This is a genomic window from Zongyangia sp. (assembly GCF_965361945.1).
Genome location: NZ_CBDTOK010000042.1, coordinates 1 through 24,877, shown reverse-complemented (window position 1 = coordinate 24,877; position 24,877 = coordinate 1). Strand labels below are relative to the sequence as shown.

At 51.3% G+C, this 24,877-nt stretch carries 23 protein-coding genes, 1 tRNA gene and 1 pseudogene; 5 read left to right on the top strand and 20 right to left on the bottom strand.

Translation table 11 applies throughout. From position 1 onward, the window contains the following. From ACZ25G_RS02775 to ACZ25G_RS02715, 13 genes and pseudogenes are all read right to left on the bottom strand, one after another. Window positions 1–325, bottom strand: a 325-nt coding sequence (locus tag ACZ25G_RS02775; RefSeq protein ID WP_463681460.1) for an acid shock protein, incomplete at its 3' end; no start/stop codon positions are given. Window positions 326–517: 192 nt separating this feature from the next. Next, window positions 518–1,912 (bottom strand): cysteine--tRNA ligase, encoded by a 1,395-nt coding sequence (gene cysS, locus ACZ25G_RS02770; RefSeq protein ID WP_463681462.1) that lies wholly within the window; start codon window positions 1,910–1,912, stop codon window positions 518–520. 213 nt (window positions 1,913–2,125) lie between these two features. Beyond that, window positions 2,126–2,626: pseudogene (cysE, locus tag ACZ25G_RS02765) on the bottom strand (serine O-acetyltransferase); the annotation flags it as partial. A 311-nt stretch (window positions 2,627–2,937) separates the two neighbouring features. Then, complete coding sequence (gene pgsA / locus ACZ25G_RS02760) at window positions 2,938–3,501, bottom strand: CDP-diacylglycerol--glycerol-3-phosphate 3-phosphatidyltransferase (protein ID WP_463681459.1); 564 nt, start codon at window positions 3,499–3,501, stop codon at window positions 2,938–2,940. Window positions 3,502–3,517: 16 nt separating this feature from the next. After that, the gene (gene rimO, locus ACZ25G_RS02755; RefSeq protein WP_463681461.1) at window positions 3,518–4,852 is read right to left on the bottom strand and encodes a 30S ribosomal protein S12 methylthiotransferase RimO; all 1,335 of its coding nucleotides are present in this window, start codon (window positions 4,850–4,852) and stop codon (window positions 3,518–3,520) included. Window positions 4,853–4,916: 64 nt separating this feature from the next. Continuing rightward, window positions 4,917–5,534 carry a regulatory protein RecX gene (locus ACZ25G_RS02750; RefSeq protein ID WP_463681458.1) on the bottom strand — a complete coding sequence of 206 codons (618 nt, stop codon included), beginning with the start codon at window positions 5,532–5,534 and terminating at the stop codon, window positions 4,917–4,919. 36 nt (window positions 5,535–5,570) lie between these two features. Continuing rightward, entirely contained in the window at window positions 5,571–6,701 is a 1,131-nt protein-coding gene (gene recA / locus ACZ25G_RS02745) for a recombinase RecA (protein ID WP_463681457.1), read from the bottom strand. 127 nt (window positions 6,702–6,828) lie between these two features. Continuing rightward, entirely contained in the window at window positions 6,829–7,689 is an 861-nt protein-coding gene (prmC, locus tag ACZ25G_RS02740; protein ID WP_463681456.1) for a peptide chain release factor N(5)-glutamine methyltransferase, read from the bottom strand. 21 nt (window positions 7,690–7,710) lie between these two features. Continuing rightward, the gene (locus tag ACZ25G_RS02735) at window positions 7,711–8,643 is read right to left on the bottom strand and encodes a DUF1385 domain-containing protein (RefSeq protein WP_342680444.1); all 933 of its coding nucleotides are present in this window, start codon (window positions 8,641–8,643) and stop codon (window positions 7,711–7,713) included. Between the two features lie 67 nt (window positions 8,644–8,710). Beyond that, window positions 8,711–10,192 (bottom strand): sensor histidine kinase, encoded by a 1,482-nt coding sequence (locus ACZ25G_RS02730; protein ID WP_191509921.1) that lies wholly within the window; start codon window positions 10,190–10,192, stop codon window positions 8,711–8,713. A 38-nt stretch (window positions 10,193–10,230) separates the two neighbouring features. Beyond that, entirely contained in the window at window positions 10,231–10,923 is a 693-nt protein-coding gene (locus ACZ25G_RS02725; protein WP_191482419.1) for a response regulator, read from the bottom strand. A 32-nt stretch (window positions 10,924–10,955) separates the two neighbouring features. Next, window positions 10,956–12,299, bottom strand: coding sequence for a hypothetical protein (locus ACZ25G_RS02720; protein WP_191482418.1), 1,344 nt, complete (start codon window positions 12,297–12,299; stop codon window positions 10,956–10,958). Window positions 12,300–12,459: 160 nt separating this feature from the next. Beyond that, window positions 12,460–12,957, bottom strand: a complete 498-nt coding sequence (locus ACZ25G_RS02715; protein ID WP_191482417.1) for a nitroreductase family protein — start codon at window positions 12,955–12,957, stop codon at window positions 12,460–12,462. Window positions 12,958–13,267: 310 nt separating this feature from the next. Here ACZ25G_RS02715 and ACZ25G_RS02710 point away from each other — a divergent pair, with 310 nt between their 5' ends. From ACZ25G_RS02710 to ACZ25G_RS02700, 3 genes are read left to right on the top strand one after another with little or no spacing between them, the layout of a single operon-like run. After that, entirely contained in the window at window positions 13,268–14,236 is a 969-nt protein-coding gene (locus ACZ25G_RS02710) for a carbohydrate kinase family protein (RefSeq protein WP_463681455.1), read from the top strand. A gap of 26 nt (window positions 14,237–14,262) precedes the next feature. Beyond that, on the top strand, window positions 14,263–15,216 hold the full coding sequence (locus tag ACZ25G_RS02705; RefSeq protein ID WP_463681454.1) for a carbohydrate kinase family protein: 954 nt from the start codon (window positions 14,263–14,265) through the stop codon (window positions 15,214–15,216). A 29-nt stretch (window positions 15,217–15,245) separates the two neighbouring features. Further along, window positions 15,246–16,211, top strand: a complete 966-nt coding sequence (locus tag ACZ25G_RS02700) for a carbohydrate kinase family protein (protein ID WP_463681453.1) — start codon at window positions 15,246–15,248, stop codon at window positions 16,209–16,211. Window positions 16,212–16,263: 52 nt separating this feature from the next. Here the strand turns inward: ACZ25G_RS02700 and ACZ25G_RS02695 are convergent, their stop codons facing one another. The 7 genes from ACZ25G_RS02695 to ACZ25G_RS02665 all read right to left on the bottom strand — a co-directional run bounded on the left by ACZ25G_RS02695 (window position 16,264) and on the right by ACZ25G_RS02665 (window position 24,318). Next, window positions 16,264–16,920 carry an SGNH/GDSL hydrolase family protein gene (locus ACZ25G_RS02695; RefSeq protein WP_191482413.1) on the bottom strand — a complete coding sequence of 219 codons (657 nt, stop codon included), beginning with the start codon at window positions 16,918–16,920 and terminating at the stop codon, window positions 16,264–16,266. Between the two features lie 125 nt (window positions 16,921–17,045). After that, the gene (locus ACZ25G_RS02690) at window positions 17,046–18,485 is read right to left on the bottom strand and encodes a nicotinate phosphoribosyltransferase (RefSeq protein ID WP_463681452.1); all 1,440 of its coding nucleotides are present in this window, start codon (window positions 18,483–18,485) and stop codon (window positions 17,046–17,048) included. Next, window positions 18,482–19,024: a cysteine hydrolase family protein gene (locus ACZ25G_RS02685; protein WP_463681451.1), complete on the bottom strand. Its 543-nt coding sequence runs from the start codon at window positions 19,022–19,024 to the stop codon at window positions 18,482–18,484. Before ACZ25G_RS02685 ends, ACZ25G_RS02690 begins: the two co-directional genes overlap by 4 nt. Window positions 19,025–19,180: 156 nt before the next feature. Next, a complete protein-coding gene (locus ACZ25G_RS02680) occupies window positions 19,181–21,844 on the bottom strand; it encodes an ABC transporter permease (RefSeq protein ID WP_463681450.1) in 2,664 nt (887 codons plus the stop codon). Next, entirely contained in the window at window positions 21,841–22,524 is a 684-nt protein-coding gene (locus ACZ25G_RS02675) for an ATP-binding cassette domain-containing protein (RefSeq protein ID WP_191482409.1), read from the bottom strand. The genes ACZ25G_RS02680 and ACZ25G_RS02675 overlap by 4 nt, the downstream gene beginning before the upstream one ends. 103 nt (window positions 22,525–22,627) lie before the next feature. Continuing rightward, window positions 22,628–23,629: a sensor histidine kinase gene (locus ACZ25G_RS02670; RefSeq protein WP_463681449.1), complete on the bottom strand. Its 1,002-nt coding sequence runs from the start codon at window positions 23,627–23,629 to the stop codon at window positions 22,628–22,630. Continuing rightward, the gene (locus ACZ25G_RS02665; RefSeq protein ID WP_191509914.1) at window positions 23,626–24,318 is read right to left on the bottom strand and encodes a response regulator; all 693 of its coding nucleotides are present in this window, start codon (window positions 24,316–24,318) and stop codon (window positions 23,626–23,628) included. The genes ACZ25G_RS02670 and ACZ25G_RS02665 overlap by 4 nt, the downstream gene beginning before the upstream one ends. 164 nt (window positions 24,319–24,482) lie before the next feature. On the opposite strand from ACZ25G_RS02665, the gene ACZ25G_RS02660 reads away from it, so the two are divergent. Then, window positions 24,483–24,559, top strand: a tRNA-Val gene (locus tag ACZ25G_RS02660). 105 nt (window positions 24,560–24,664) lie between these two features. Beyond that, window positions 24,665–24,877 (top strand): TIGR04076 family protein (locus tag ACZ25G_RS02655; RefSeq protein WP_463681448.1); only part of this gene is annotated, 213 nt, incomplete at its 3' end.

Here is a 24,877-nt window from a genome sequence, read left to right as displayed (position 1 = left end):
TGTTGCCGTCATCATCAAAGAAGAACGCAGGCTCGTACACGGTGGTGGAACCCTGGGTAACTTCCGCGTCGGTGATGACGAAGGGGGTTACCTCTCCTGTATCCGGATCTTCAACCACGGGGATCACATAGAATTCGCTGCCAGCCACATACTGAATGCCACCGTTCAACCAGAAGGCATCCTCACCTTCCATGCCGACGTCCCATCCATCCTCGCCGAAGGTGCCCGCGCCCAGGATCGGCAGGGTTACGTCGATACCAAAGGCTACAGAAGCCATGCCAAAGCACATGACAACTGCGAGGATCAGTGCTAATACTTTTTTCATGGGTATCTCCTCCTAAAATTTTTCTTTTCTGGCAAAAGCTCTTGCCTTCTTTTATTATATTTCTTATCAAATCGTTTTTCAACGCTTTTTCTTATTTTCTTTTCAGAATTAAAAATTCTCTGAAATTTCCAAAAAATACATTCTATCTTTGGTAACATGTATATTTTCAAACGGCAGGTTATCAAAATCGTTTTAAGCCCTGCTCCATTTGACTCCCTGGGGGGTATCCTCCAGGATAATTCCCTTGGCCTTCAGCTCATCCCGGATGGCATCTGCTGTTTTGAAGTCTTTATTTTTCCGCGCCTGCTGTCTTTTTTCAATGAGCGCCTCAATTTCACTGTCCAGGCTTTCCTTGTTCCGGTTATAAACCAGTCCCAGCACATTGGTCAGTTCGTCAAAGAGGCCAGCCGCATAGCGGATATAATCCCTAGACTGAGGTTCAGCCAACGCCGTGTTGATATCTTTGACCAGATCAAACACTGCGGCAATACCGTCGGCGGTGTTGAGATCGTCATCCATAGCAGTGACAAATTGATCCCGGCGCTTGGCCAAAGCGGCTTTACGGTCTGCGTCGCCGTCCCTGGTTTCTTCCCCAGCATTTTTCAGCATAAAATCCAGATTGTCACGGCAGTTATAAAGCCGCTCCAAAGCCGCTTTGCACTGTTCAATGACCTCCACACTGTAGTTGATGGGGCTGCGGTAATGGGCTTGGAGCATCATGAATTTGATGGGCTCATAGCCGTATTTCTCCGCCACATCCCGGACCGTAAAGAAGTTGTTGAGGGATTTGGACATTTTTCTGTTATCCACATTGATGTAGCCGTTGTGCATCCAGTAGCGGGCGTATTCCTTGCCGGTGCAGCACTCCGACTGGGCAATCTCGTTTTCATGGTGGGGGAAGATCAGATCCTGGCCGCCGCAGTGGATGTCGATGGTATCGCCTAATAGGTTGTTAATCATAGCCGTGCACTCAATGTGCCATCCCGGACGTCCCTTTCCCCAGGGGGAATCCCAGGCGGGCTCTCCTGCCTTAGCGGCCTTCCAGAGGGCGAAATCCATGGCGTCTTCTTTCTGCTCGCCTACTGCGATACGGGCACCGGATTCCAGTTCCTCCAACGGCATGTGGGACAGCTTGCCATATTCGTCAAACTTCTTGGTGCGGAAGTAGACATCTCCATTTGCCTCATAAGCATATCCTTTGTCCACCAGAGTTTTCACAATCTCAATGATCTTATCCATATTTTCGGTGGCGCGGGGATGGAAGGTGGCCGGCCGGATGCCCAATCCTTCGGCGTCGGTGATGTATTCTTTGATATAGCGCTCCGCTACCTCTTTGACGGTGATACCCTCTTCATTGGCTTTTTTGATAAGCTTGTCGTCTACGTCGGTAAAATTCTGCACAAAGGTGACCTCGTAGCCCCGATACTCCAGATAGCGGCGCAGGGTGTCAAAGACGCAGATGGGCCGGGCGTTGCCGATGTGGATGTAGTTATACACCGTAGGTCCGCAGGCATACATCTTCACCTTGCCGGGGGTGAGAGGAATGAACTCTTCTTTCTTCCGTGTAAGGGTGTTAAAAATTTTCATGGTCTTTCTTTCCTTTCTATGGGCTTTATGCCGGTCATATCTTTCAATGCTCTTTCGTTCGGCGCGGCTGATGTTTTCCGCCTCCACCTGTTTCAGGCGCATCTCCAGCCGCTCAATGGTCAGCTGCAGCCTGCACAGCTCCTGTGCCACTGGGTCGGGAATCCGCACCTGATCCAGTTCCTGGACCGGGGGCCTCACCCCTTTTCTGCGCACCACCCGGGCAGGTACGCCCACGGCAGTGCAGTTTGCCGGAACTTCCTCTAAAACTACAGCACCGGCGGCAATTTTGGCGTTATCTCCGATTTTAAAGGGGCCTAATACCTTGGCGCCGGCCCCCACCATTACGTTTTTCCCCAAAGTAGGGTGGCGTTTTCCTTTATCTTTGCCCGTTCCGCCCAAGGTTACTCCCTGGTAGATGGCGCATCCATCCCCCACTTCCGCCGTTTCACCGATGACCACCCCGCAGCCGTGATCGATCATGACGCCTTTCCCGATTTTTGCGCCGGGATGGATCTCAATCCCGGTGAAAAACCGGGAAAGTTGAGAATTTAACCTGGCCAAAAAGAAAAGTTTATGACGGTAGAAAAAATGGGAAAATCGATGGGCAATGATGGCATGAATGCCGGAATATAAAAGGAGGATTTCCAGGCTGCTTCGGGCAGCGGGATCCTGTTGCTTTACTGCGTTGATATCCGCCCGCAGTCTGTCAAACATCCAGTGTCAACTCCTTTCTTATGATGCAAAAACCGCCTTCGTCTGGCATTACCCAGACGAAGGCGGCAGGTTGTCGCGGTTCCACTTCGATTTCTCACTCTAAACCCTTAACGCGGGCCCACGCAGGAAAGATACACAGGCCTTCAGCCCTTCCCCTTCCTGTGCTCACAGGCGCATTTCATCCATCCCTGCCGGCAAAGGGCTCTCTCAGCGTATCAAGCCCTCTCTCTGCTGCCCGGAAAAGATTACTTCTCCTGCTCAACGCATCTATCCTATACTCTACCATAAAGGCCCGTCATTTGCAAGCGGGCCTATTTGGTTGTAATACAGGCCCGGTTTTTCCAGAGGTAGTTAAAGCCGGAAAGAATGGTAAAGACAACAACAGTCCACATAGCGGCGCTGTTGATCCATCCCACCGGGAAACCGGCAGGAAGCAACCCATCCGCCAACAGCTCCTGGAGAAGGAGCATCAGGCATACAGCGATGATCTGGCTGACTGTCTTCACCTTACCCCAAATGTCAGCGGCAATAACCGTTCCCTTGCCGGCGGCAATCAGCCGCAGGGAGGTGACCAAAAACTCCCGGGCGATGATGATAAACACCAACACCGCAGAAGCCATCCCCTTTTCAATAAAACAGATGAGGGCCGCATTGACCAAAAGCTTATCTGCCAGTGGATCCATAAACTTGCCAAAGTCGGTAACAAGGCCGCGTTTTCTGGCAATCTTTCCATCCAGCATATCGGTCAGGGATGCCAGAATAAAAACAATCAGTGCCCACAGATTATTGTGGGGAATGCTTTCCAACAGCAGGAATACCAGAAAAAAAGGAATCATCGCCACCCGCAGGATGGTTAGTTTGTTGGGGAGATTCATGGGGTTCCCACCTTTCTCATCTGCCTCTATGGCCCATTAGATCATAATTTTGCGCACTGCCAATTGTCACCTGGTAGAACTCTCCCTCTTGACAGGGGAGTTCGCTTGTAAAATAAATCTGGGAATCGATATCCGGCGCGTCCATATAGCTGCGGCCTACATAGACCCCTGACTGCGGGTCATATCCCTCGCAGAGCACCTCCAGGCTCCGGCCCATCTGGGCAGCGTTTTTCTCTTCCATAATGGCGTACTGCCGTTCCATGATGATCTCAGCCCGGCGCCGGCGGATTTCTGGATCAATCTGGTCGGTTCTCTCCCCGGCAGGCGTCCCTTCCTCTGCCGAATAAGCGAAACAGCCCAGACGGTCAAAGCGGATATCTTCCACAAAGGAGCAAAGCTCTTCAAAATCCGCCTCGCTCTCCCCCGGAAAGCCAGTAATCAATGTGGTGCGCAGAACCATCCCTGGAATATTGGCCCTGAGTTTTTCCATCAGCCGGGTCAGGGACTGCCGGTCTCCCCGGCGGTTCATCTCCCGCAGGACCTTGCCGCTGGCATGCTGTAAAGGTACGTCAATATATTTAACGATTTTCGGTTCCTTGGCTATCGTCTCAATGAGTTCGTCATCAATCCGATCCGGATATCCATACAGAACCCGAATCCAATGGAGCCCTTCAATCTTACATAGCTCCCGGAGCAGGCGGGCAAGTTTCGGCGCTCCGTATAGATCTACGCCATAACGGGTGGTGTCCTGGGCCACCACGTTGAGCTCCTTGACCCCGCGCTGGGCCAGTTCCTTTGCCTCTTCCACAATATCCTGCATCCGGCGGCTGCGGAAGCCTCCGCGGATTAGGGGAATGGCGCAGTAGGTACAGCAATTATCGCAGCCCTCTGCAATCTTAATATAGGCGGTATAGGGCTTGGTCGTCAGCACCCGGTCCCCCTCTAAAGGCAGTGCCTTTTTATCCGGGAATCGGGTGACCTGTTTCCCGGCAAGGGCAGCCTGAAGAGCGGAGACGATGTCTCCATTGGCACCGATGCCCAGTACCACGTCAGCTTCGGGGATTTCCTTTGCCACCTCTTGCTGATAGCGTTCGGCCAAGCATCCTGTGACCACCACAGCCTTGACCTTCCCTTCTTCTTTCATCCTACAAAATTCCAATATATTTTCAATGGACTCCCGTTTGGCGTCCTCGATAAAACCACAGGTATTGATAATAATGGCGTCGCACTGTTCCGGATCTCCGCAGATTTCAAAGCCGCCCTGATCGATCAGCGCCAGCATCATCTCAGCGTCCACCTGGTTTTTGGTGCATCCTAGGGAAACCATGCCCACTTTTTGCTTTTTTTCCATGTTCACCTTGCCTTCCCGGCCTGTACCGGACGGCACAAAACCAATCTTTTTTCTTGATGATATCTTAATCCTCTTCTTCCTCTTCCAGGGCATTCAGAGCCCGGCGGATTTCCTCATAAGCATATCCGCGCCGGAGCAAGGCCGCTGTCACCCGCTCCCTTCCCCTGGGTTCCAATAGCTTTTGGCGGTATTTTGTCTCGATAAGGGATTGCAGGCGATCCTGGGTATCCTCTTTCTCACGGTCTTGCAGCACCTGATCAATGATGTCTCCATCGATGCCACGCATCCGCAGCTCCTGCCGCACCCGTTTTTCCCCGTAGTTCTTGCGTTCGATCAAATCCCGGGCTCGCAGCTCAGCGTATGCCGCGTCATCTAGAAGGCCAGCCGCGGTAAGGCGGTCAAGGACCCCTTCCACCGTCTGCTCATCGTAGTTTTTCAGAAGCTTGTCGGACAGCTCCTTCCGAGAATGGGCGCGAAAAGAAAGGAGATAGAGGGCACGCTCATGGGCCCGGCGGCTATCACCCCTCCGACGGATCTCATCCAGATCCTCTCGGGAGACCTGTTTTCCCGCTTTCAGCCCCATCTGAGCAATGATCTCAATGTCTGCCGTCAGAGCGTATTCCCCTTCTACAAAGATATTGTATTTACTTCCCTTAAAGGGTTCAATGGCTGTAATCAGCATCCACGCTCATCCATTTCTATGTAATGGGGGACCACCTTATTCGTCATCCACCTCAATGTCAATATCCGGCATTTTCTTCTTGGCCGCTGATGCCGCAGAGGCAGGGGCTGCTGCCGGCTCTTCCTTGGACGAAGCCGAAGACGCCGCCTCTGTTTTCTTTCCCTTGCGGGCAGGCGCTCCCAACTTATCCGCATTGGCCCGGACTTCCTTCTCTACCGCGTCAGCAAAATCCGGATGCTCCCGCAGATAGTTTTTCACATTATCCCGGCCCTGGCCCAAGCGCTCGCCCTGGTAACTGAACCAGGCTCCGCTTTTGTTGATGATGTCCAGGCGCACTGCCAGATCCAGGAGCTCTCCCTCATGGGAAATACCCTGGCCATACATAATATCGAATTCTGCCTCCTTAAAGGGAGGCGCTACTTTATTTTTTACCACCTTGCAGCGGGTCCGGTTGCCGATGACCTCGGAGCCTACCTTGAGCTGCTCAACCCGGCGCACTTCCATCCGCACCGAGGAGTAAAACTTCAGGGCACGGCCACCGGGCGTAACCTCCGGATTACCATAGACCACGCCGACCTTTTCACGCAATTGGTTGATAAAGATGGCCACGCAGTTGGATTTGGAGATGACACCGGTCAGTTTCCGCAGGGCCTGGGACATCAGCCTTGCCTGAAGTCCCACATGGGAGTCACCCATCTCCCCCTCGATTTCAGCTCTGGGTACCATTGCGGCAACCGAGTCCAACACGATAACGTCAATGGCCCCGGAGCGCACCAGCGCCTCGGTGATTTCCAGCGCCTGCTCTCCGGTATCCGGCTGAGAAACCAGCAGGGAGTCAATGTCTACTCCCAATGCACTTGCATAAACAGGATCTAGGGCATGCTCCACGTCGATAAACGCCGCGATGCCGCCTTCCTTCTGGGCCTGGGCCACCACATGGAGGGCCACTGTGGTTTTACCGGAACTTTCCGGGCCGTAAATCTCCACGATTCTGCCCCGAGGAACACCTCCGATACCCAATGCCACATCCAGGGAGATGGAGCCGGTGGAAATGGCCTCTACATTCAAGTGACTGTTCTGTCCCAGACGCATGACAGCGCCCTTGCCGAATTGCTTTTCGATCTGGCCCAGTGCGGTGTCCAGCGCTTTCTGTTTATCAAGTGCCATATTCTACCTCCAAAATGATCCACATCTCATGTTCGAGCATATGTTCCCGTATCTAATTTATTATAACCTGTTTTCATAAGGAGTGCAACAAGTTTCTCCTCATATTTTCACTTTTGGCCGCTCAAACTCAGCGGTTGCTCCTCCCCCATACGGCCCGGTCATTGCCTCCGTAATCCTTCGCGCAGCCCACCTGAATAAAACCCTCCTGACGGAGAATCTCCATGACCTGTGCTGCCTGCTTCCATCCGATTTCAAAGAGCAGATATCCCCCAGGCCGGATACGTCCTTTCCACAATCGGCTGATTCTTTTATAGAAGAAAAGCCCCTCTTCCTCTGCTCTCAGCGCCATCTTTGGCTCAAACTGCACCTCTTTTTGCAGCGCTTCCATCTCCTCCGGACGGATATAGGGCGGATTTGATACAATGAGATCAAATTTCCCATCTACACATCCGGTGTCCAAGGCATCTCCCTGCACCGCCGTCAGGTTGACAGCCTGGTTTCTCTCCCGGTTGCGCTCAAGATAGGAAAACGCCTTCTCAGAAAGCTCCACCGCCGTCACCCGGCTGTCCGGCCGCTCATGGGCCAGGGCGATGGCAATACAGCCACTGCCGCTGCAAAGATCCAGGATGCGCGGGGCCTCTTTTCCCTTCAGCAGCGCCAGGGCTTGCTCCACCACTGTTTCGGTATCAGGCCGGGGGATCAGTACCCCTTCCCCCACCCAAAAGGGAAGGCCAAAAAATTCCCACTCTCCCAGAAGATACTGGAGGGGATAACCCTCCATTCTGCGGGAAACCATCGCCTCCAGTCGGGTCATCTTTTCCCGGTTCTCTTCCAGATTTTCATCTATTTCCCTCTCTGGACTAAGCAATTGCGTTCTGGAAAGGGAAAACACCTTTTCAAAAAGCAAAGCAACCTCAAACGCAGGGGAGGATACCCCTGCGTTTTCCAGTTGCTTTTTTATCTGATTTGCATATGCCTTCAAATTCAAATATTTTCCGCCTTTCCGGATTTACCAGCGGTCGTCTTCACTTTCGTCCTTGGGCAGAACCGGCAGGAAAGAAGCCAAAGCTACCTCCACCTGGGATGCATCCGGCTCAGCAGTTGTCAGCCGCTGCAGCCACAAGCCAGGCGCGGAAATAATCCGGGTAAGTATATTGTCGTGGCGGCCGGCAAATTTAATAATCTCATAGGCAATGCCTACCACCAGGGGCAGGCAGGCAATTTTCAGCACCACCCGCAGAACCAGGCTGTCCCAGGTCACCACCGAAGAAACCAAAATGGAGAGGATCAGGACAATGAGCAGGAAACTGGTGCCGCAGCGGGGATGAAAGCGCTTTTCCTTCAACACATTTTCTACCGTCAGATCGTTGCCGTGCTCATAGCAGAAGATGGTTTTGTGTTCTGCCCCGTGATATTCAAATACCCGGTGGATATCCTCCATTCTGGAAACCAGGGCTAGGTAGATTACAAAAATAGCAATCTTAACCACCCCTTCAATAGCGGACAGGGCAATTCGGGAGCTAATATAAGGCTGCAATAATTTTGTCAAAAACGCCGGCACAATGATAAACAGTAGCAACGCCAAGGCAACGCCTAAAATCAAGGCCACCACCGAAATGACACCCATCAGCTTTTCCCCAAAGACCCGGGTCAACCACTGGTCGAACTTGCTTTCCGATTCGACATCATCGAACCCGGCTTTCTCTGCGGATTTCATCAAGGTCCTGTATCCGTCTATAAGCATGACCACAAAGTTGATAACTCCCCGGATAATTGGAATCTTCTTATACCATTTAGGTCCGGGATTATCCCAGGTTTCCACGTCGATTTCTCCAGAGGGGGTGCGCACTGCCATGCAGCTTTGCTTTACGCCTTTCATCATCACACCCTCAATGAGTGCTTGCCCTCCAATGGATGTCTTAAAGTCTTTTCGTTTCTCCAATATTGCTTACGCTCCTTCTCTCAACATTTAGGCGCGGCCTAGAACCATCAGACGCAGGACATCTATTTTATTCTGGCCGTTGATCTATTGCCGAACGGACATTCTCTTCCGCCATCTTATCAATGGAAGCCTGTACCTTTTTGGTCATCAACGGCAGGCTGATGGTCACGCAGGTACCCTCCCCTTCCCGGCTTGTGATATTGATAGAACCGCCATGCATCTGGATAATCTCATCAGCAACGGCAAGCCCAATACCGGAGCCCCGGCGAGTAGAATTTCCTTTATAGAATTTTGTTTTGATTTTAGGCAGATCCTCCGCGCTGATACCACAGCCGGTATCCTCCACGTTGATATGGACAAACTGCTCAAATTCTGTGGCGGTGATTGTAATCTTATCACCATTATCCGAATATTTCAATGCGTTGTCGATAATGTTCACAAAAACTTGACGCAGCCGGTTTTTGTCCCCATAAATTACCCAGAATTCCTCTGGTTCATCATAAATGATCTCCACGCCTTCCCGCTTGGCCCGCTCGGTAAACATGAGGACCGCATCCGAAAGCTCTGCCAGCAGGTCCAGCTTATTCATCACCAGTTTCAGCCGTCCTGATTGCATCCGGGAGAAGTCCAGTAGCTCCTCCACCATACCGGAAAGCCGGTCTGTCTCTTTGAGAATGACCCCCATCCCCTTGCGGATGGTCTGGGGATCAATGGTCTCATCCTCACTCTCAGCCATCAGCGTCTCGCCCCATCCCTTAATAGCAGTCAGCGGCGTACGAAGTTCATGGGAAACTGAAGAGATAAAGTCATTTTTCATGGTCTCAGCAGTGGAGAGTTCCCCCGCCATATAGTTGATGACATCCACCAGTTCCCCGATCTCGTCATCATTCTTCTTTTTCAGGCGGTAGTCAAAGTCGCCATGGGCGATTTTGCGAGCCGCTTGGCCCACTTCTCCCACGGGATTGACAATTGAATTGATAAAATAGGAGCTGGAAAGAACGACAAAAAAGATAATCACCGCGGCAACAGCGGTCACCAGCGCGATTAAAAGAACAATCTGCTGATCCACCTGCTCTAGGGAAACCACAAAGCGCATGGCCGTAAATTCCTGATTGCTCACCGGGGACATAACGGTGACCGCCATGACATTCTCCCCGTCAACAGTTCCCTGAAAATGGCCAATCGAGTTGGAGGAACTCAGAGCCTGTTCATAATCAGGCATATAGTAGCGATTATCCGGCTCAAAACCAGAGGATGTCAAGGCGATATCCCCGTCGGCATTGATGGCCATCAGTTCAATGAGCTCTTTCTCCGAATAGTTTTCCACATAACTGCGCACCTCGGTGGCAAAATCGGTGGCGCTATCCCGCGCATAGGTCTCCAGAAGGTTACCCATAGCCGTGGCACGGGTGGTGAGAATCTGTTCCACGCCGTTATAGTAGTAGCCCTGGATCCCTACGGCAAACACAATTTCTATGGCAAGGAGGATAACCAAAATGACAGCCATACTGTTAAAAAACCATCGTCTGGTAATTTTTTTAACCGCCATGGTCCCCCTCCTTTCCCCTGCTGCCTGTCGTTATCTCTCTATTCCTGCCATTTGTAGCCATAGCCCCACACCGTTACCAGATGCTTAGGGCTGGAGGGCTCGTCCTCAATCTTCATCCGAAGCCGCCGGATGTTTACATCCACTATTTTAATATCGCCGTAGTAGTTTTCGCCCCATACCTTGGAGAGAATCTCACTGCGGTCTAGCGCCACGTCGGGGTTGCGCATAAAAAGCTCCATGATCTGAAATTCCACCTGGGTCAGATCTATGTTTTCTTTATTCTTTTTCAGGGTCCGGCTCTTGATGTTCAGCTCAAAGGGGCCGGATACAATCAGGGAGCTTTCATCTGTCTTGTTGGCCATGGTCACCCTGCGATGGATGGCGTCCACCCGAGCCACCAGCTCCGAGGGACTAAAGGGCTTGGTCACATAGTCATCAGCTCCCAGCATCAAACCGTTGACCTTATCCATCTCCTGGGTTTTTGCCGAAAGCATAATAATGCCGATGGTGTTGGAACGCTTGCGGATTTCTTTGCAAACGGTAAATCCATCGATCCCCGGCATCATAATATCCAGAAGGGCAACATCAAAATTGCCATCATTTTCATCAAATACCCGCAGGGCATCCTCCCCGTTGGATACATCGGTGACATCATATCCGGAACGTTTGAGGTTGATGACCACAAAATCCCGGATGACGTCTTCATCTTCTACCACTAAGATACGTTTCATATGGTTACCTCCTCATCTATCATGGCAACGCATCACACCAGCAGCTGAAATTGCTCCCTAGCCTGCTCCAATGTCAAGGCCAGCTCTGGATCCGCGTTTTCCGGAACGTACATATAATACTCAAATATACCCTTTGTATCGACCAAAGTCCGCTGGCTGATGGTATTTCTGTCTTTGTATTCGTCTTCGGAATAGACATTGATATAAAGCAGAGCGTCACTGTCATTTTCCAAAGTCTCGTTAAAGCGAATAAACTTCCACTCGTTGGAGACAAAGGTGGTGACCACCGTCACCTGATCCACCCACTGGGGCGGCATAATAAACATATAGCCATTTTCGTGGTTGACGACAGCCGAAAATACTTCAATACATTGCCCCTCCTCCCACTGGTTGTAGTGGGTGAGATAGAGCGCGCCGTCCTCCACTTCACTATCATAGCCGGGCAGGGGGGTATTGTAAGGCACTTCAATGATGCCGTCTTCGTTGACGTCTCTGCTTGGCAGGTCAGATGACCGCATGGTCAGGTTGAAAACTTCATCCTCCTGGGTCTCATAGATGATTTCATCAGCCGTCACCTGTAGCATTTCCGTGCCCATCATGCTCTCTCCCAGATAAACGTCAGCGTAAAGCTTGACGCCCCCTCCTTCCAAAGAGGTGGACTCAATCTGGGAATAACCCATGATGCCGTCCCGCAAAGGCTGGTCCACCAGCGGCTGCACCCTACCCAGTCGATAGCCTACCGTGCGAACGCTGCTGCGCAGGGTAGAGGTGGAATTTTTCAGAAGGATCAGTTCCTTGCGCAGGTCACCGTTTAAATCCTCCACCACCATTTCAGAGTAGGTATCCATGTCATCGCTGGTTGTCTCATCAGGATAAACCGACACCAGCTTTTCCCCTTCATAGGAATAAATACCCACGCCCTTTTCGGCACGGTTAATCAGATTCCAACCGATAATCATATCCTTGCGGTCAACACTGGACACATTTTCAAACATGACCCGGTCCACGTCCACACCGCCGCTGCCATTGGCTTTGTCGTAGACGGAAACCCATTCATCATTCTGTTTGTCCAGAATTTTGATGCGGACACTGGGATCCTCCTGTTGGGGATCATAGAAGGCAATCGCTTCCTCCTCACCGTCATCATCAATGTCATACATAACAAAAGCCGAACGATATTCTCCCGCTTTAGGATACTTGAGCTTGATAGAGGAGCTGACAGCAGTCTCCACCAAGGCGTCGTAAATCTCTCTTTGCTCCTGGGTCAGCTTCGGCGGACTTAACAGGGATTCCACATCCGGCTGTATCTTATCGCAGGAGGAGAACAGCACCATCAGCATACCCAGCATCAGGCAAACAAACGATTTGATTTTCATAGTTCCCCTCCTTTCAACCTTCTTTAAAAATCATCCTCAAAAAGGATTCAGCGTATTTATTTTACCACAGTCTACCAATTCATGCCACCAGAAAATTTCGGCAAAACCTTTTCCAATCTATGAATAGATAAAAGCGCTGGTAAAACCAGCGCTTTCCTTTTTACCAATGGTTTCTATGAACCGCTTTTGCATCATAGCGGTCTGGGACAGGCTTCTCTTCATCCGGGAAGCCGACGGCAATGCCGCTGTATGCCTTCACGTTTTCAGGCAGCCCTAACAGCTTGCTGAAAGCCTCCATCCGGGAGGCGTTGGGCTCGATGCCGCACCAACAGGTTCCGAGGCCCAGTTCATAGGCCTGCAGCAGAATATTTTCCGTCGCGGCCGCGCAGTCGGCGGTCCAGAGGTCGGAAGACAAAGCAGTGTCTCCGCAGACAATAATGGCCATCGGTGCTGTTTTCAGCATCCCCATATAGGGATGGATCTTCATGATTTCCTGAAGTACAGCCGGATCGTCCACCACCACAAAGTGCCAAGGCTTGACACCCCGTCCGGTAGGCGCATAAAATCCCGCCTGCAAAATCTCCTCCACCATTTCCGGAGGAACCGGTTTGCTCTTGTATTTGCGGATACTTCTTCTGTTTTTGATGGCGTCCAGCATAAATATACCTCCCTTTGGCTGTCGGTGTGTTCTCATTTTTCATCTTACCCCTGAAAAATGAGAAAGTCAATGACCCATCCCTTGTGCACAAGTATCATTTTTAATATAACAACTCTCCTGTGTTTTTCAAAGCTCCATTGTTTTGAACGAAAAATTCCCCATGATTATTTATTAAATATTGATATTGAAGCAAAATTCTTTTTCCACTATAATTTATAAGAGAAATAGTTTCGCTGAAAGCGGCCAATGGCCGCTTTCAGCCCTGCCGCAACGGTGGCTTGTCATTGTATCGGTCAAAGGAGGTCTTTTTATGAAAAAGATTGCGTCTATCGGCATGGTAGCCGTGGATATCATCACCAATCCCGCTCCTGCGCTCCCCGCTATCGGACAATGCAAACGGGTGGATACCATCAAGATGTATGTAGGCGGAAATGCCGCCAACTCCGCCCTGGACTTAGCCAAACTCGGCGTTCCCGTGCGCCTGGCCTGCCGCATTGGCGGCGATAGCTTAGGCCGGTTTGTCCATGGGGAGTTTGACCGCTACGGCGTCAATACCCAAAGCGTCACCATCGACGAGGAGGCGGAAACCGCTACCTCTATTGTCTGTCTGGATCCGGCTGAAAAGAACCGGCGCTGCCTCCTTTCCACCCAATCCAACGACTTTTTCTGTGCCGATGACATCTCGGATGAGCTTCTCGCTTCCTCTGATATTATCTTTCTTACCGGCATCTGCCAACTAAAAAGATTCGATGGGGATCAACTGACATCCTTTGCCAAAAAGGTTCACGATATGGGAAAATTTGTGGCCATGGATGTCCTGTGGGATCTCGATGATCAGTGGCTTCCCAAGTTTAAGGAAGCACTACCCTATGTGGATCTGTTTATGCCAAGCTTTGACGAGGTGGAGCAGATGATTCATAAAAGCGATCCTTATGAAATGGTCAAGGTTCTCCGCTCCTTTGGGCCTCAGAATGTTATCATCAAACTGGGCCGTCACGGCATCATCGCCATGGAGGGGGATCAGGAGCCCTACCGTATGAGCGCCTGGGACGTAGAAAACATTGTAGATACCACCGGCGCTGGCGACGCTTTCTGCGCCGGTATCCTCACCGGCCTTGCCAAAGGGATGAACCTTTCGGACGCTGCCAGCCTAGGACAAGCCGTCTCTGCCTTCTGCATCCAGGATTACGGCACCTACGCCGGGGTGAAATCCCTGGATCAGATCTTCTACGCTATGAATTCTGGCAATATGAAACCCTATAGCGCTTATCTGGACTAAGACACAACAAAGGAGAAAAAATATACATGAAAAAGATTGCCTGTATTGGTATGACCGCCATCGACGTCATTACCACCCCTGTCACCAGTCTCCCGCCCCTCAACACCGTTTACCATGTGGACAAAATCCGTATGTTTGTGGGGGGATGCGCCGCCAATGCCGCCCTGGACTTGGCCAAGTTAGGGCTGCCTGCCCGGCTCGCCTGCCGGCTGGGGAACGATATTTTCGGACAGTTTGTCATGGGAGAGCTGACACGTCATGGAGTAGATACCAGCAGCGTTACCCTAGATGCCAACGTGGACAGCGCCGTCACCATTGTCTGCCTGGATCCGGTGGAAAAAGAAAGACGGTGCCTGACCACCTCTGAGTCCAACGATCATTTTGACCAAGGTGATATCACCGAGGAACTCCTTCAGGAGAGTGACATCATTTTTATGGCCGGTATGTGCCAGCTGAAGAAATTCGACGGCGCCCAATGCGGACAATTCGTCAAACGGGCCCATGAGCTGGGGAAATTTGTGGCTATGGATGTCATGTGGGATTTTGAAGGGATATGGATGCCCAAAATTGCCGACGCTCTGCCCTACCTTGATCTGTTCATGCCAAGCTATGACGAGGTAGTGGAGCTAATTGGGGAAAAGGACCCTGAAGCCATGGTGGAAGTTCTCCATCGTTTGGGCCCCAAAAATGTAGTGGTTAAACTGGGCAGCCAGGGTGCCATTGTCAAGGAGGGGGATGGTGTGCCCTACCGCGTCCCCATCTTCCCCTGTGATCCAGAAGAAATTGTGGACGTCATCGGTGCCGGCGACTCCTCTTGTGCCGGCACTCTGGCTGGACTTGCCAAAGGAATGCCCCTAAAAGATGCCGTCGCCTTCGGCCAAGCGGTGGCCTCCTACTGCATTCGGGCTCAGGGTACCTACAACGGCATCCGGCCTATGGAGGAAATCCTGGCAGCCATGGAAAAAGCAAGTATAAAATAAAAGAAAACACAGAGAAAGAAGGTATTTTCATGAAAAAAATTGCCATCATCGGTTTAGCCTGTGTGGACATCGTAGCTTCTCCTGTCAACGAATATCCTGAGATGGGTTCTATTTTCCCCACCGATTCCATCAAACAGTTTGTGGGAGGCAACGCGGCTAACAGTTCCATCGACTTCTGCCGTCTTGGTGTCGGCGAAAATATCTCCCTGTGCTGCCATCTGGGAGATGATCCCATGGGCCGTTTTGTCATCGAGGAGCTCAAGAACCATGGTGTGGATACACAGTACGCCGTTATGGACCCCACTGTGGATACCACCGTTTCCATTGTTTATATCAACACTGAGGTCAACGACCGCTATGCTGTTCTCTGCCCCAAATCTGCCTACGCCTTCCGCCGGGCCGATATCCCCGACGCTTTCATCGATCAAAGTGATATTGTCTTTGTCACCGGCCACATGATGCTGGGCCAGTTCGACTATGAATGCGCCGATTTCTTTAAAGAGTGCAAGGAGAAGGGCAAATTCACCGTTTTGGACGTTATGTGGGATCTGCAGGGAAAATGGATGGAAAAAATTGAAAAGGTTCTCCCCTATATCGATCTGTTTATGCCAAGCTATGATGAGTGCCGCTACATGACCGGCACCGAGGATATTCGGGAAATGATCCGCATCTATCGGGAAAAAGGGACCCGGGATATGGTCATCAAATGGGGCAAGCACGGTGTGGTCATCGCCAAGTACGGGGAGGAGCCCTATATCGTCGCCCCCTGTGAAAACGTCAACGTCCTGGATACCGTGGGCGCCGGTGATGCTTTCTGCACCGGTACCCTCACCGCCTTGGCCATGGGTAAGCCGTTGCAGGAAGCTGCTCAGCTGGGCAGCGCCGTCTCCGCCTTCTGTATCCAGGGTTCCGGCACCTACTCCGGTGTTCGTTCCTTAGAGGAAACTGTGGCATTCCTCAAAGATCATCCCGCCAGGATTCAGCCTTTGGCTTAAGGAACCAAACCTTTCCCATAAAAAAGCAGCCGTATCAAACGGCTGCTTTATTTTATTTCTTCTCTCCGAAGATCTCCAGTACCTTTTGATAGACAGCTTCTCCCAAACGGCGGTGGCTGTCAGCATATAGATGAAGGCCATCCTCTTTGGAAGGCTCACAATAAAGGGCCGCATCCAAGTAATGGACACCATTTGCATCCGCAATCTCTTTGTAGTAAGGGGCAAACAGCTTGCTCTTTTCCACGGCCTCCATTCCAAATTCCAACCCCGCATGGGTGCCGGGATGATCAGGGGGAACAAATCCGATCAGAGGAGGGGCAATCATCAGAATTTCCGGAATGCCGCCGTCGGGGCCACATTCCGCCTTTTTCACATGCTTGACCAGGGTCTCCACCCCTTTAGCAATGTCCCAGGCGTTGCAGCTGAAACGTCCTTTGGCCGCATTGGTACCCAGCATGATGATGACCAAATCCAGAGGATAGTGACTGGCCAGGCAGGGATCCAGATAGGCAAGACCGTCTTTGCCCTCCATCACCGGATCTTCCCAGACCGGAGTCCGGCCATTGTTGCCCTCTTCAACGACGTGATACTCCGGCCCCAACAGATCCCGCAGTACTCCCGGCCACCGGGTATGCACATCGTAGCGTTTCTTGTCCATGGGACGGTATCCCCATGTATTAGAATCTCCATAGCACAAGATATCTCTCATCCAATCTACCTCCTTTTCTTTCTCTTCCACTTTATCACAAATTTTTTCTCCCCTCAATGGCTATAAAAAAACTGGGAGGAAAACTTCCTCCCAGTTTTTTGTATACAATGTCCATACAATAAGTCTTATTTGTTCTGCTCCAGAAGATCGTGCTTAATGTCCCACAGCTTTTTAGAAAGGTCCACATAGTAGTTATGGGGATTTTCAAACCGTTTGACCTCATCCCAGAGGGTATCGATCTGTTCGGCGCAATAGGCACGGATGGTCTCTACATCCGGGGCGTCATAGACCTTTTCCCCATTTTTAAAGATGGGAACCATCAGTTCTTTGGCCACAAAATCCCGCAGCGTTTTCTTTTTCCAGGTAAAGTCGGGATCAAAAATTGTCAAAGGCTTTGTATCGTCAACGATTTCATCGTGTAGGCAGATCAAATCCGCCGCCGCCTTGCCTGTCTCCCGCTCAAAAAGGCGATACACCTTCTTGAAATGGGGGTTGGTGATTTTAGCCGCATTCTCACTGATCTTGATTTTCGGAATGATATTGCCCTTTTCGTCCTCTACCGCCGCCAGCTTGTAGACACCGCCGAAAACCGGATCGCTCTTGGAGGTAATAAGGCGCTCACCGACACCAAAGGAATCCACGCAGGCGCCTTGCAGGAGAATATCCCGAATAATGGTCTCATCCAAGGAGTTGGAGGCCACAATCTTACACTGGGTAAGCCCGGCGGCGTCCAGCATTTTTCTGGCTTTTTTGCTCAGGTAGGTAATATCTCCCGAATCAATGCGGATGGCGCAGTTTTGGATGCCCTGGGGCAGCAATACATTCTGGAAAGCCCGAATGGCATTGGGGACACCGGAAGAAAGAACGTTATAGGTATCCACCAGCAGGGTGGCGCTGTGGGGATAGAGCTTGCAGTAGGTCTCAAAGGCAGTGTATTCATTGTCAAACATCTGCACCCAGGAGTGGGCCATGGTACCGTTGGCCGGCACACCATACATCCGGTCAGAAAGGGTGCAAGCACTGCCAATACAGCCGGCAATATAAGCTGCCCGGGCTCCCTGAACCGCTCCGTCCGGTCCCTGTGCCCGGCGGGAACCGAATTCACTGACCGCCCGTCCGTCAGCTGCCCGGACAATCCGGTTGGCCTTGGTGGCAATGAGGGACTGGTGGTTAAGGCTGAGCAGAATGAAGGTCTCAACAAACTGGGCCTCAATGGCAGGAGCCCGCACCGTCAAAATAGGCTCCCGAGGGAAAATCGGTGTTCCCTCCGGCACAGCATAAATGTCTCCGGTAAAGCGGAAATGGCGCAGATAATCCAGGAACTTCTCATCAAACACGCCTTTGGAGCGGAGAAAGTCAATGTCCTCCTCATCAAAGTGAAGGTTTTCGATGTAATCGATGACCTGCTCTAGCCCCGCGGCAATGGCAAAGCCTCCCCCATCGGGCACCGAACGGAAAAATACATCAAAATAGCTGATTCTATCCGCCATACCCGAAAGCAGATATCCATTGCCCATGGTCAGTTCATAGAAATCGCACAGCAGTGTATAGTCCATATCCTTCATTTGTCTTCCTCCTTGCGGCCGGTGACCGTAATCTGCAGGCCTTCCATTACATCTAATGCTTTTTGGTGGATCTCCCCCATGCCGGAACCGGTACAGCCAGCATCCACCAGGATCTCTGCCTCCGGCACCGCCGCTTTGCACAAAACTGCATTGGAGATGACACAGATATTGGACACAAGCCCTACCAATTCAATTTGGTCAAATTTCTGTTCTTTTACATACTCCGCCAGGTCGAGAGAGCCAAAGGTCACCTTCTCAAAGCATCTGTCCTGAGGGCTGCAAAGGTCTGCCACCCTGCCATAGAGCTGCCATCCATCGGTACCTTTGAGGCAATGGACAACCGGCAGCTTTCTCCCCTCCTGGGTGGAAAGGTAATCCTCCCCATGGGTATCGAAGGTAAAGATGATTTCATCTCCTCCCGCCCGATACTCCGTGATCTTTTGACAAATGGGATCCTCTAATTTTTCAGCTCCTGGAAAGCCCAGGCTGCCGGTGACAAAATCTTTTTGATAATCCACCACAATCAGTGCCCGTTTCATCGTCTTCTCCCTCTTTCTCCCTTGGGAAACTCTACTTTCCTTACCTTTTCCCTTTTATTATTCCTATCATACACTGATTATCCCCCCTTGACAAGCATTTGTCGACGCAAAAGCGCCTGCCCTATGACATAGGCAGGCGCTTTTGATAAGGCAATTTTAGAGATTTTCAGTTCGCAAAGCGTCGATGATATTTTCCTTTTTCACCTTATGGCTGGAATAGAGCATGGTCACCCCGACAATCAAAAATACACCGACAATGGCGATGGCAACACTCAGCCAGGGGATAACCATCTCAAATTGGAATCCTTCCATCATGGATATGTGCATGAGCACCATAATGGCGGCGCTGATAGGCAGGCCATAAAGGAGAGCCTTGAGGCCATAAAAGATACTTTCATACCGGAGCATCTTACTGAACCCCTTGGGGGTCATTCCCACCGATTGGAGCATAGCAAATTCCCTGCGGCGGAGGGAGATGCTGGTAGAAATGGTGTTGAAGATATTGGCCACACAGATGGCTACAATCAGGATGACAAAGCCATAGGTAAAGACCGAAACAATCATCTGCATCTGTTTTCCTTGGATCCGGGTCTGATACAGATTATTGACATTGATCCCTGCATTCATCTCTGCCTCCAGGTCATAGATGTCATCCTGCAAGCCCATGGGGTCACTGCTGATAATATAAGCGGTGGTACTGCGGCGAATAAAGGCTTCCTCTTTCATCTGCCCCACAATGCTGTCAAAGACCTCCTGGGAAACCACTATATTGAGGCTATCGCTATTGCCAAGATTATAAGCTCCCATGGGCAGCTGCGCCGTCAATTTGGCTACTGTCAGATCAGTGAGCTTTTCCATGACGGGTTCAGCCCCCTCCACGTTGTTGTAATCCGCGGCATCATAATAGAGAGGCAGGCTTTCCCCTTCCCGCAGGAGGATGGATTTCCCCTCTGATTTCTTCCCTGTCGCAGGGTCGTTGTACTGAACGGTGTCCACCACAATAGCGGCAGGATGCTGAGGGTCCTTCAAAGCGGAAAGATCTGCGCCGACCTGGCGCGCATATTCCTCCAAAGATTCATCGTCCATAGAGCGCAGGGACAGATAATAGGGATAATCTCCATTTTCATCCGCCGATTGTCCCCCGCCGATAAAAGAAGGAGTCTGTTCCTCTGTGGCATAGGCGATCAGCATCCCCTCTGCATCGCTTTGCACATAGGTATCCATTTTTTCCAGCTGTGCCAGTTTTTCAAAGAAGGGCGCAACGTCATTTTTGTCCTCGTAATAGCAGGATACAGACATATCATAGTTGACGCCATCGACGGAAAAGGAAAACGCCTTTTGGAGTACGGCGGTGAAGGTGGAAACGGACAGAAACAAAACCACGCTGATGATAAGGGAAAATATGGTTGCTTTATAGCGGCGGCGGTTACGTTTGAGGTTTTTCAGCCCCAATTCCGCCTCAAACCCAAAGATTTTTCGGGTCAGCTTGGAAGTTTTTACATCTTTTCCCCTGATACCGATATCCGCCGTCTGCCGGATGGCCTCCACCGGCGTAATGCGGGACGCCCGCCGGGCGGGAATCCAGCAGGAAATCAAGATGGTGACCACCGAGAGAAGGCAGGCGGCTAGGATAGAGCTCCAGGATATTTTCACCTGCAAGGATTCGCTGACATTGAGCAGGTTTTGCAATATAGGGCTAATGCACCAGAAGGTCACCGCCATACCGGCAAGACCTGCCAGAATTCCCAACGGGATACTGATGCCGCCGATGACAGCGCCTTCGAACAGGACAGAATTCCGTTTTTGCTTTTTGGTGGCTCCCACACTGGCCAGCATCCCTAACTGGCGGGATCGTTCTGATACGGAGATGGCAAAGGCATTATAAATCAAAGAGATGGAGCCCACGATAATAATAACGATGACGATGGCAATCAACGAATAAAGACTGGTCTGCAGTCCGTTGCTGCCAAAAACGCCGTAATAGGCCAGCAGGTCGCTGTGATAGGAGGGTTCAACACCTAGCAGTTCTTTCAGGGATTCGCCTTTCTCAAAGATACTGCTGTCGACTTTGGCAAAGGTTACCGCCCCATTGAGGATATCCTCTGACGAAAGGGCGTCTATATCCAGGTGTGTCAGCACCGTATAAGCCGGCGAAGAGGCATAAATCCAGCCTGGATCCTCCATAATGCCCACAATGGTATATTCCTTCTGAATGTTTTTGGGTACTAACTCTTCCCACACTCCATCTTCCTGTTTGACGGTGCCGTAATAAGGCTCCGCTCCGGAAGCTTTGTATTCGGTGGCCATGTCATTATCCCCTTGGGGCAGATGGATAATCCGGTCACAGAGATTGGCCGAAATCCGGTTGCCTACAGCAAAGAGAGGGCTATCATTGGCCATCTGCTGGGTGATGACGATTTCATTATCATTTTCCGGAAGGCGCCCTTTGACAATGTTGACGCCATAATTTTCAAATGCCTGCTCGTCATATTCTTTGACCAAAAGATAAGGCTTTTGGCCAGGAGAAGGGCTTTCTTCCAGCAGAGACCATCCCGCATCCCGGGACAGAAGGACCTGATCCCCCTTGTTAAGCTGTCCCTGGATCTGGGTGGCCTGGTCGCGGCTGATGTCGGAAAAGAGCAGGTGCCAGTTGCCGCTGGAAGCAATCTCCGAACGCTGCATCAAATCCATGAAGGAAACCGCAAAGGTGGCGACCGCCGTAATCATGGCAGTGGAGATAATGATGCCGATGATGGTAACCAGGGTCCGTTTGCGGTTGAGACGGAGGTTGCGCAGGGTCAGTCTATTGACGATATTCATCTGCGGATCACCTCATCCTTGGCAATCTTTCCATCCTCGATGGAGATGATTCGATCCGCCTGCAATGCAATGCGCTCATCGTGGGTGATGATCATCAAAGTCTGGTTAAACCGCTTGTTAAACATCTTTAATAGGGAGACGATTTCAGCGCTGTTTTTGCTGTCCAGATTGCCGGTAGGCTCGTCGGCCAGGATAATGGCCGGATTGTTGATAAGAGCCCGGCCGATGGAGACCCGCTGCTGCTGGCCGCCGGAAAGCTGGTTGGGCAGATGCCCCATCCTGCCAAGCAGTCCCAGAGACTGCACCAGGCTGTTCAGATGCTGTTTGTCCACCTTCCGCTGGTCTAAAAGCAGAGGCAGTGTGATATTTTCCTCTACATTGAGGACAGGGATCAGATTGTAAAACTGATAGATCAGTCCTATCTGCCTGCGGCGGAATACCGCCAGCTTGGTCTCGTCCAGCGCGTAGATATCGGTGCCGTCCACATAGACCTTGCCGCTGGTGGGACGGTCCACACCGCCCAGAATGTGCAGCAAGGTGGACTTTCCGGAGCCAGAAGGCCCGATGATGGCCACAAACTCCCCTTTTTCCACCGTAAAAGACACGTCATCCAGCGCCCGGACCGCCGTCTCTCCGGCGCCGTAAATCTTGGATAGATTCTGGATTTTGAGTATTTCCATAGTTCTTTCCTCCTGTACTGCGGACTTGATGTCTTTATCATAAAAGGGGCCCATGACTTTCCGGTGACTTTAAAGTGACAGTTTTGTCACCTAGGCTTATGCTCTATACCACCTGCTTGTAAATACGAATGGTAAAGCAGGTCCCGATTCCCGGACGGCTTTTCACCTGAATCTGACCATTCTGAGCCACAATCACACTGCGAGCCATGGCCAGACCAATTCCCACGCTCTCCTCACCTGCGTTTTTGCCCCGGTAAAAGCGTTCGAAAATATGGGGCAGATCCTCAGGCGCAATCCCTTCCCCATCATCCCAGATCCGCATCTGGGTGTAAAGGGGATTTTCCTCTGCGTCAATGCCGATATGTCCACCGGAGCGGCTGTGTTCCACACAGTTTTTCAGGATATTGATCAGGGCCTCCCCAGTCCAGTTGTAGTCGCAGACCACATAATCCTCTTCTTTGACATGGTTTTTCACCTCGATCTCCCGGAGCTCTATGGGAATCGAAAGGGTGGAGAGGGCATGTTGGATCAGCTGGCTCACCTCTACCTGCTGCTGTTTAAACTGGACGGCGCCAGCGTCGATTTTAGACATTTTCAGCAGGGCAGTTACCAGCCACTCGATCCGCTCCAGCTGCCGGCGGATGTTTTCAGTAAACTCCGTCCGTTTTTGCGGAGAAAGATTCTGCTCGCTGAGCAGGTCGGTCATGACCATCATAGAGGTCAGCGGTGTTTTCAGTTGGTGGGAAATATCAGAAAGGGCGTCGGCAAGGTATCGTTTGTCCTTTTGAAGCAGCTCCGTCTTTTCCGAGAGCATACAGGTCATCTTGTAAATATCGTTTTTGAGAATGCTCAGTTCCCCCTCGGCGCTGTCCCGGATGTCCAGGGTGCTCTGTCCGGAACACACCCGCTGAAGGTATTCTGACAAGCGGGCAATCTCCCGATACCGCCAAGCGGTAAAAATCCCCGCTGCCGCCAAAAGCAGAAGATAGGTAAGGGCCGTGACAATTCCGGCCAGGGGGGCGATGCCCCAGGCAAGAAGGGTGCCGGCCATACCGATGAGCGCAAAAGCGATGACAAATCGCCTGATTTCTTTGTTTCGGATCATTTGTTTCCCTGCCCTTCCCATTTATAACCCAGACCCCGGATGGTGATAATGTGGCGGGGCTCCTGAGGATTGTCCTCCAATTTTTCCCGAAGGCGCTTGATATAGACCGTCAGGGTGTTGTCGTTGACAAAATCCCCCGCCACATCCCAGATGCCTTCCAACAGCTGGTTGCGGGAAAGAACCTGTCCTACATGCCCTACAAAGGTCAAAAGAAGCCGGTATTCCAGTGCTGTCAGGAATACTTCCTCGTCCTCTTTATAGACTTTCGCTTCCATGGTGTTGATTCTCAGATTGCCGAAGGTGAGGACAGGGGAGGATGCCCCTGCCTTTCCATACCGCCGCAGCACCGATTTGATCCGGCTCATCAGTTCCCGGAGCCGAAAGGGCTTGGTGACATAGTCATCCGCCCCCATATCCAGCCCCATCACCACATTGACCTCGTCGTCGCAAGCTGTGAGAAAGACCACCGGAATGTCCCCTTTCTCCTTGGCCAGCCGGCAGACCTCATAGCCGCTGCCATCTGGAAGGGTCAGATCGATGAGACAGAGGTCGATCTCCTGCCCCGCCAGCGCTTCCCTGGCCGCTTGGACATTGGCGCACCATACGGCCTCATATCCTTCCTCTGTCAGAGAGTATTCCAGTCCGGACGCTATGATCCGGTCATCCTCTACCATTAAAATTCGCGTCATCATTACCCCGCCTTCCCAGGATGAACTGTTTCCTATTATACTGTAAACTTGCTCAGGTTGCATGACAAAATTGTCATAATCAAAGCAGGATTTGATCCTGGGAATTTCTTTCTATAAAATTCTGGACAAGCGGAGCCAAATCTGGTATAATATTTTTTGCATTCGGAGGCATAGCTCAGCTGGTTAGAGTGCTTGCTTCACACGCAAGAAGTCGAGGGTTCGAGTCCCCCTGTCTCCACCAGCGGCAATCTGCCGCGTTAAAACACGCTTTCTCGTTTGATGAAAGCGTGTTTTTCTTATTCATAGGATTCACAGATATCTTTGGACATCCGCGGGAGGAATTTTTATGAAGAAAGTGAAGATCACCATACTTAAAACCACTTTGGATCAGCAGTTGGCGCTGGAATACGGCGTGGAAGGGCTGGGTCCATGTCCCATGATGAAGGAAGGCCAGGTTTTCTATGCGGATTATGCCAAGCCTGACGGCTTTTGCGATGAGGCCTGGAAAGCCATCTATCAGTATGTATTCGCTCTGGCCCATGGCGCTGGAGACGGTCTT

What these genes read in the sequence shown, in the direction of transcription:
- ACZ25G_RS02700 (WP_463681453.1), top strand. Translation starts at nt 15,246, where the DNA reads ATGAAAAAAATTGCCATCATCGGTTTAGCCTGTGTGGACATCGTAGCT.
- ACZ25G_RS02710 (WP_463681455.1), top strand. Translation starts at nt 13,268, where the DNA reads ATGAAAAAGATTGCGTCTATCGGCATGGTAGCCGTGGATATCATCACC.
- pgsA (WP_463681459.1), bottom strand. Translation starts at nt 3,501, where the DNA reads ATGAATCTCCCCAACAAACTAACCATCCTGCGGGTGGCGATGATTCCT.
- ACZ25G_RS02730 (WP_191509921.1), bottom strand. Translation starts at nt 10,192, where the DNA reads ATGGCGGTTAAAAAAATTACCAGACGATGGTTTTTTAACAGTATGGCT.
- ACZ25G_RS02685 (WP_463681451.1), bottom strand. Translation starts at nt 19,024, where the DNA reads ATGAAACGGGCACTGATTGTGGTGGATTATCAAAAAGATTTTGTCACC.
- ACZ25G_RS02680 (WP_463681450.1), bottom strand. Translation starts at nt 21,844, where the DNA reads ATGAATATCGTCAATAGACTGACCCTGCGCAACCTCCGTCTCAACCGC.
- ACZ25G_RS02720 (WP_191482418.1), bottom strand. Translation starts at nt 12,299, where the DNA reads ATGAAAATCAAATCGTTTGTTTGCCTGATGCTGGGTATGCTGATGGTG.
- ACZ25G_RS02750 (WP_463681458.1), bottom strand. Translation starts at nt 5,534, where the DNA reads ATGCTGATTACAGCCATTGAACCCTTTAAGGGAAGTAAATACAATATC.
- ACZ25G_RS02725 (WP_191482419.1), bottom strand. Translation starts at nt 10,923, where the DNA reads ATGAAACGTATCTTAGTGGTAGAAGATGAAGACGTCATCCGGGATTTT.
- ACZ25G_RS02675 (WP_191482409.1), bottom strand. Translation starts at nt 22,524, where the DNA reads ATGGAAATACTCAAAATCCAGAATCTATCCAAGATTTACGGCGCCGGA.
- ACZ25G_RS02670 (WP_463681449.1), bottom strand. Translation starts at nt 23,629, where the DNA reads ATGATCCGAAACAAAGAAATCAGGCGATTTGTCATCGCTTTTGCGCTC.
- ACZ25G_RS02695 (WP_191482413.1), bottom strand. Translation starts at nt 16,920, where the DNA reads ATGAGAGATATCTTGTGCTATGGAGATTCTAATACATGGGGATACCGT.
- ACZ25G_RS02705 (WP_463681454.1), top strand. Translation starts at nt 14,263, where the DNA reads ATGAAAAAGATTGCCTGTATTGGTATGACCGCCATCGACGTCATTACC.
- cysS (WP_463681462.1), bottom strand. Translation starts at nt 1,912, where the DNA reads ATGAAAATTTTTAACACCCTTACACGGAAGAAAGAAGAGTTCATTCCT.
- recA (WP_463681457.1), bottom strand. Translation starts at nt 6,701, where the DNA reads ATGGCACTTGATAAACAGAAAGCGCTGGACACCGCACTGGGCCAGATC.
- ACZ25G_RS02665 (WP_191509914.1), bottom strand. Translation starts at nt 24,318, where the DNA reads ATGACGCGAATTTTAATGGTAGAGGATGACCGGATCATAGCGTCCGGA.
- ACZ25G_RS02690 (WP_463681452.1), bottom strand. Translation starts at nt 18,485, where the DNA reads ATGAAGGATATGGACTATACACTGCTGTGCGATTTCTATGAACTGACC.
- rimO (WP_463681461.1), bottom strand. Translation starts at nt 4,852, where the DNA reads ATGGAAAAAAAGCAAAAAGTGGGCATGGTTTCCCTAGGATGCACCAAA.
- ACZ25G_RS02715 (WP_191482417.1), bottom strand. Translation starts at nt 12,957, where the DNA reads ATGCTGGACGCCATCAAAAACAGAAGAAGTATCCGCAAATACAAGAGC.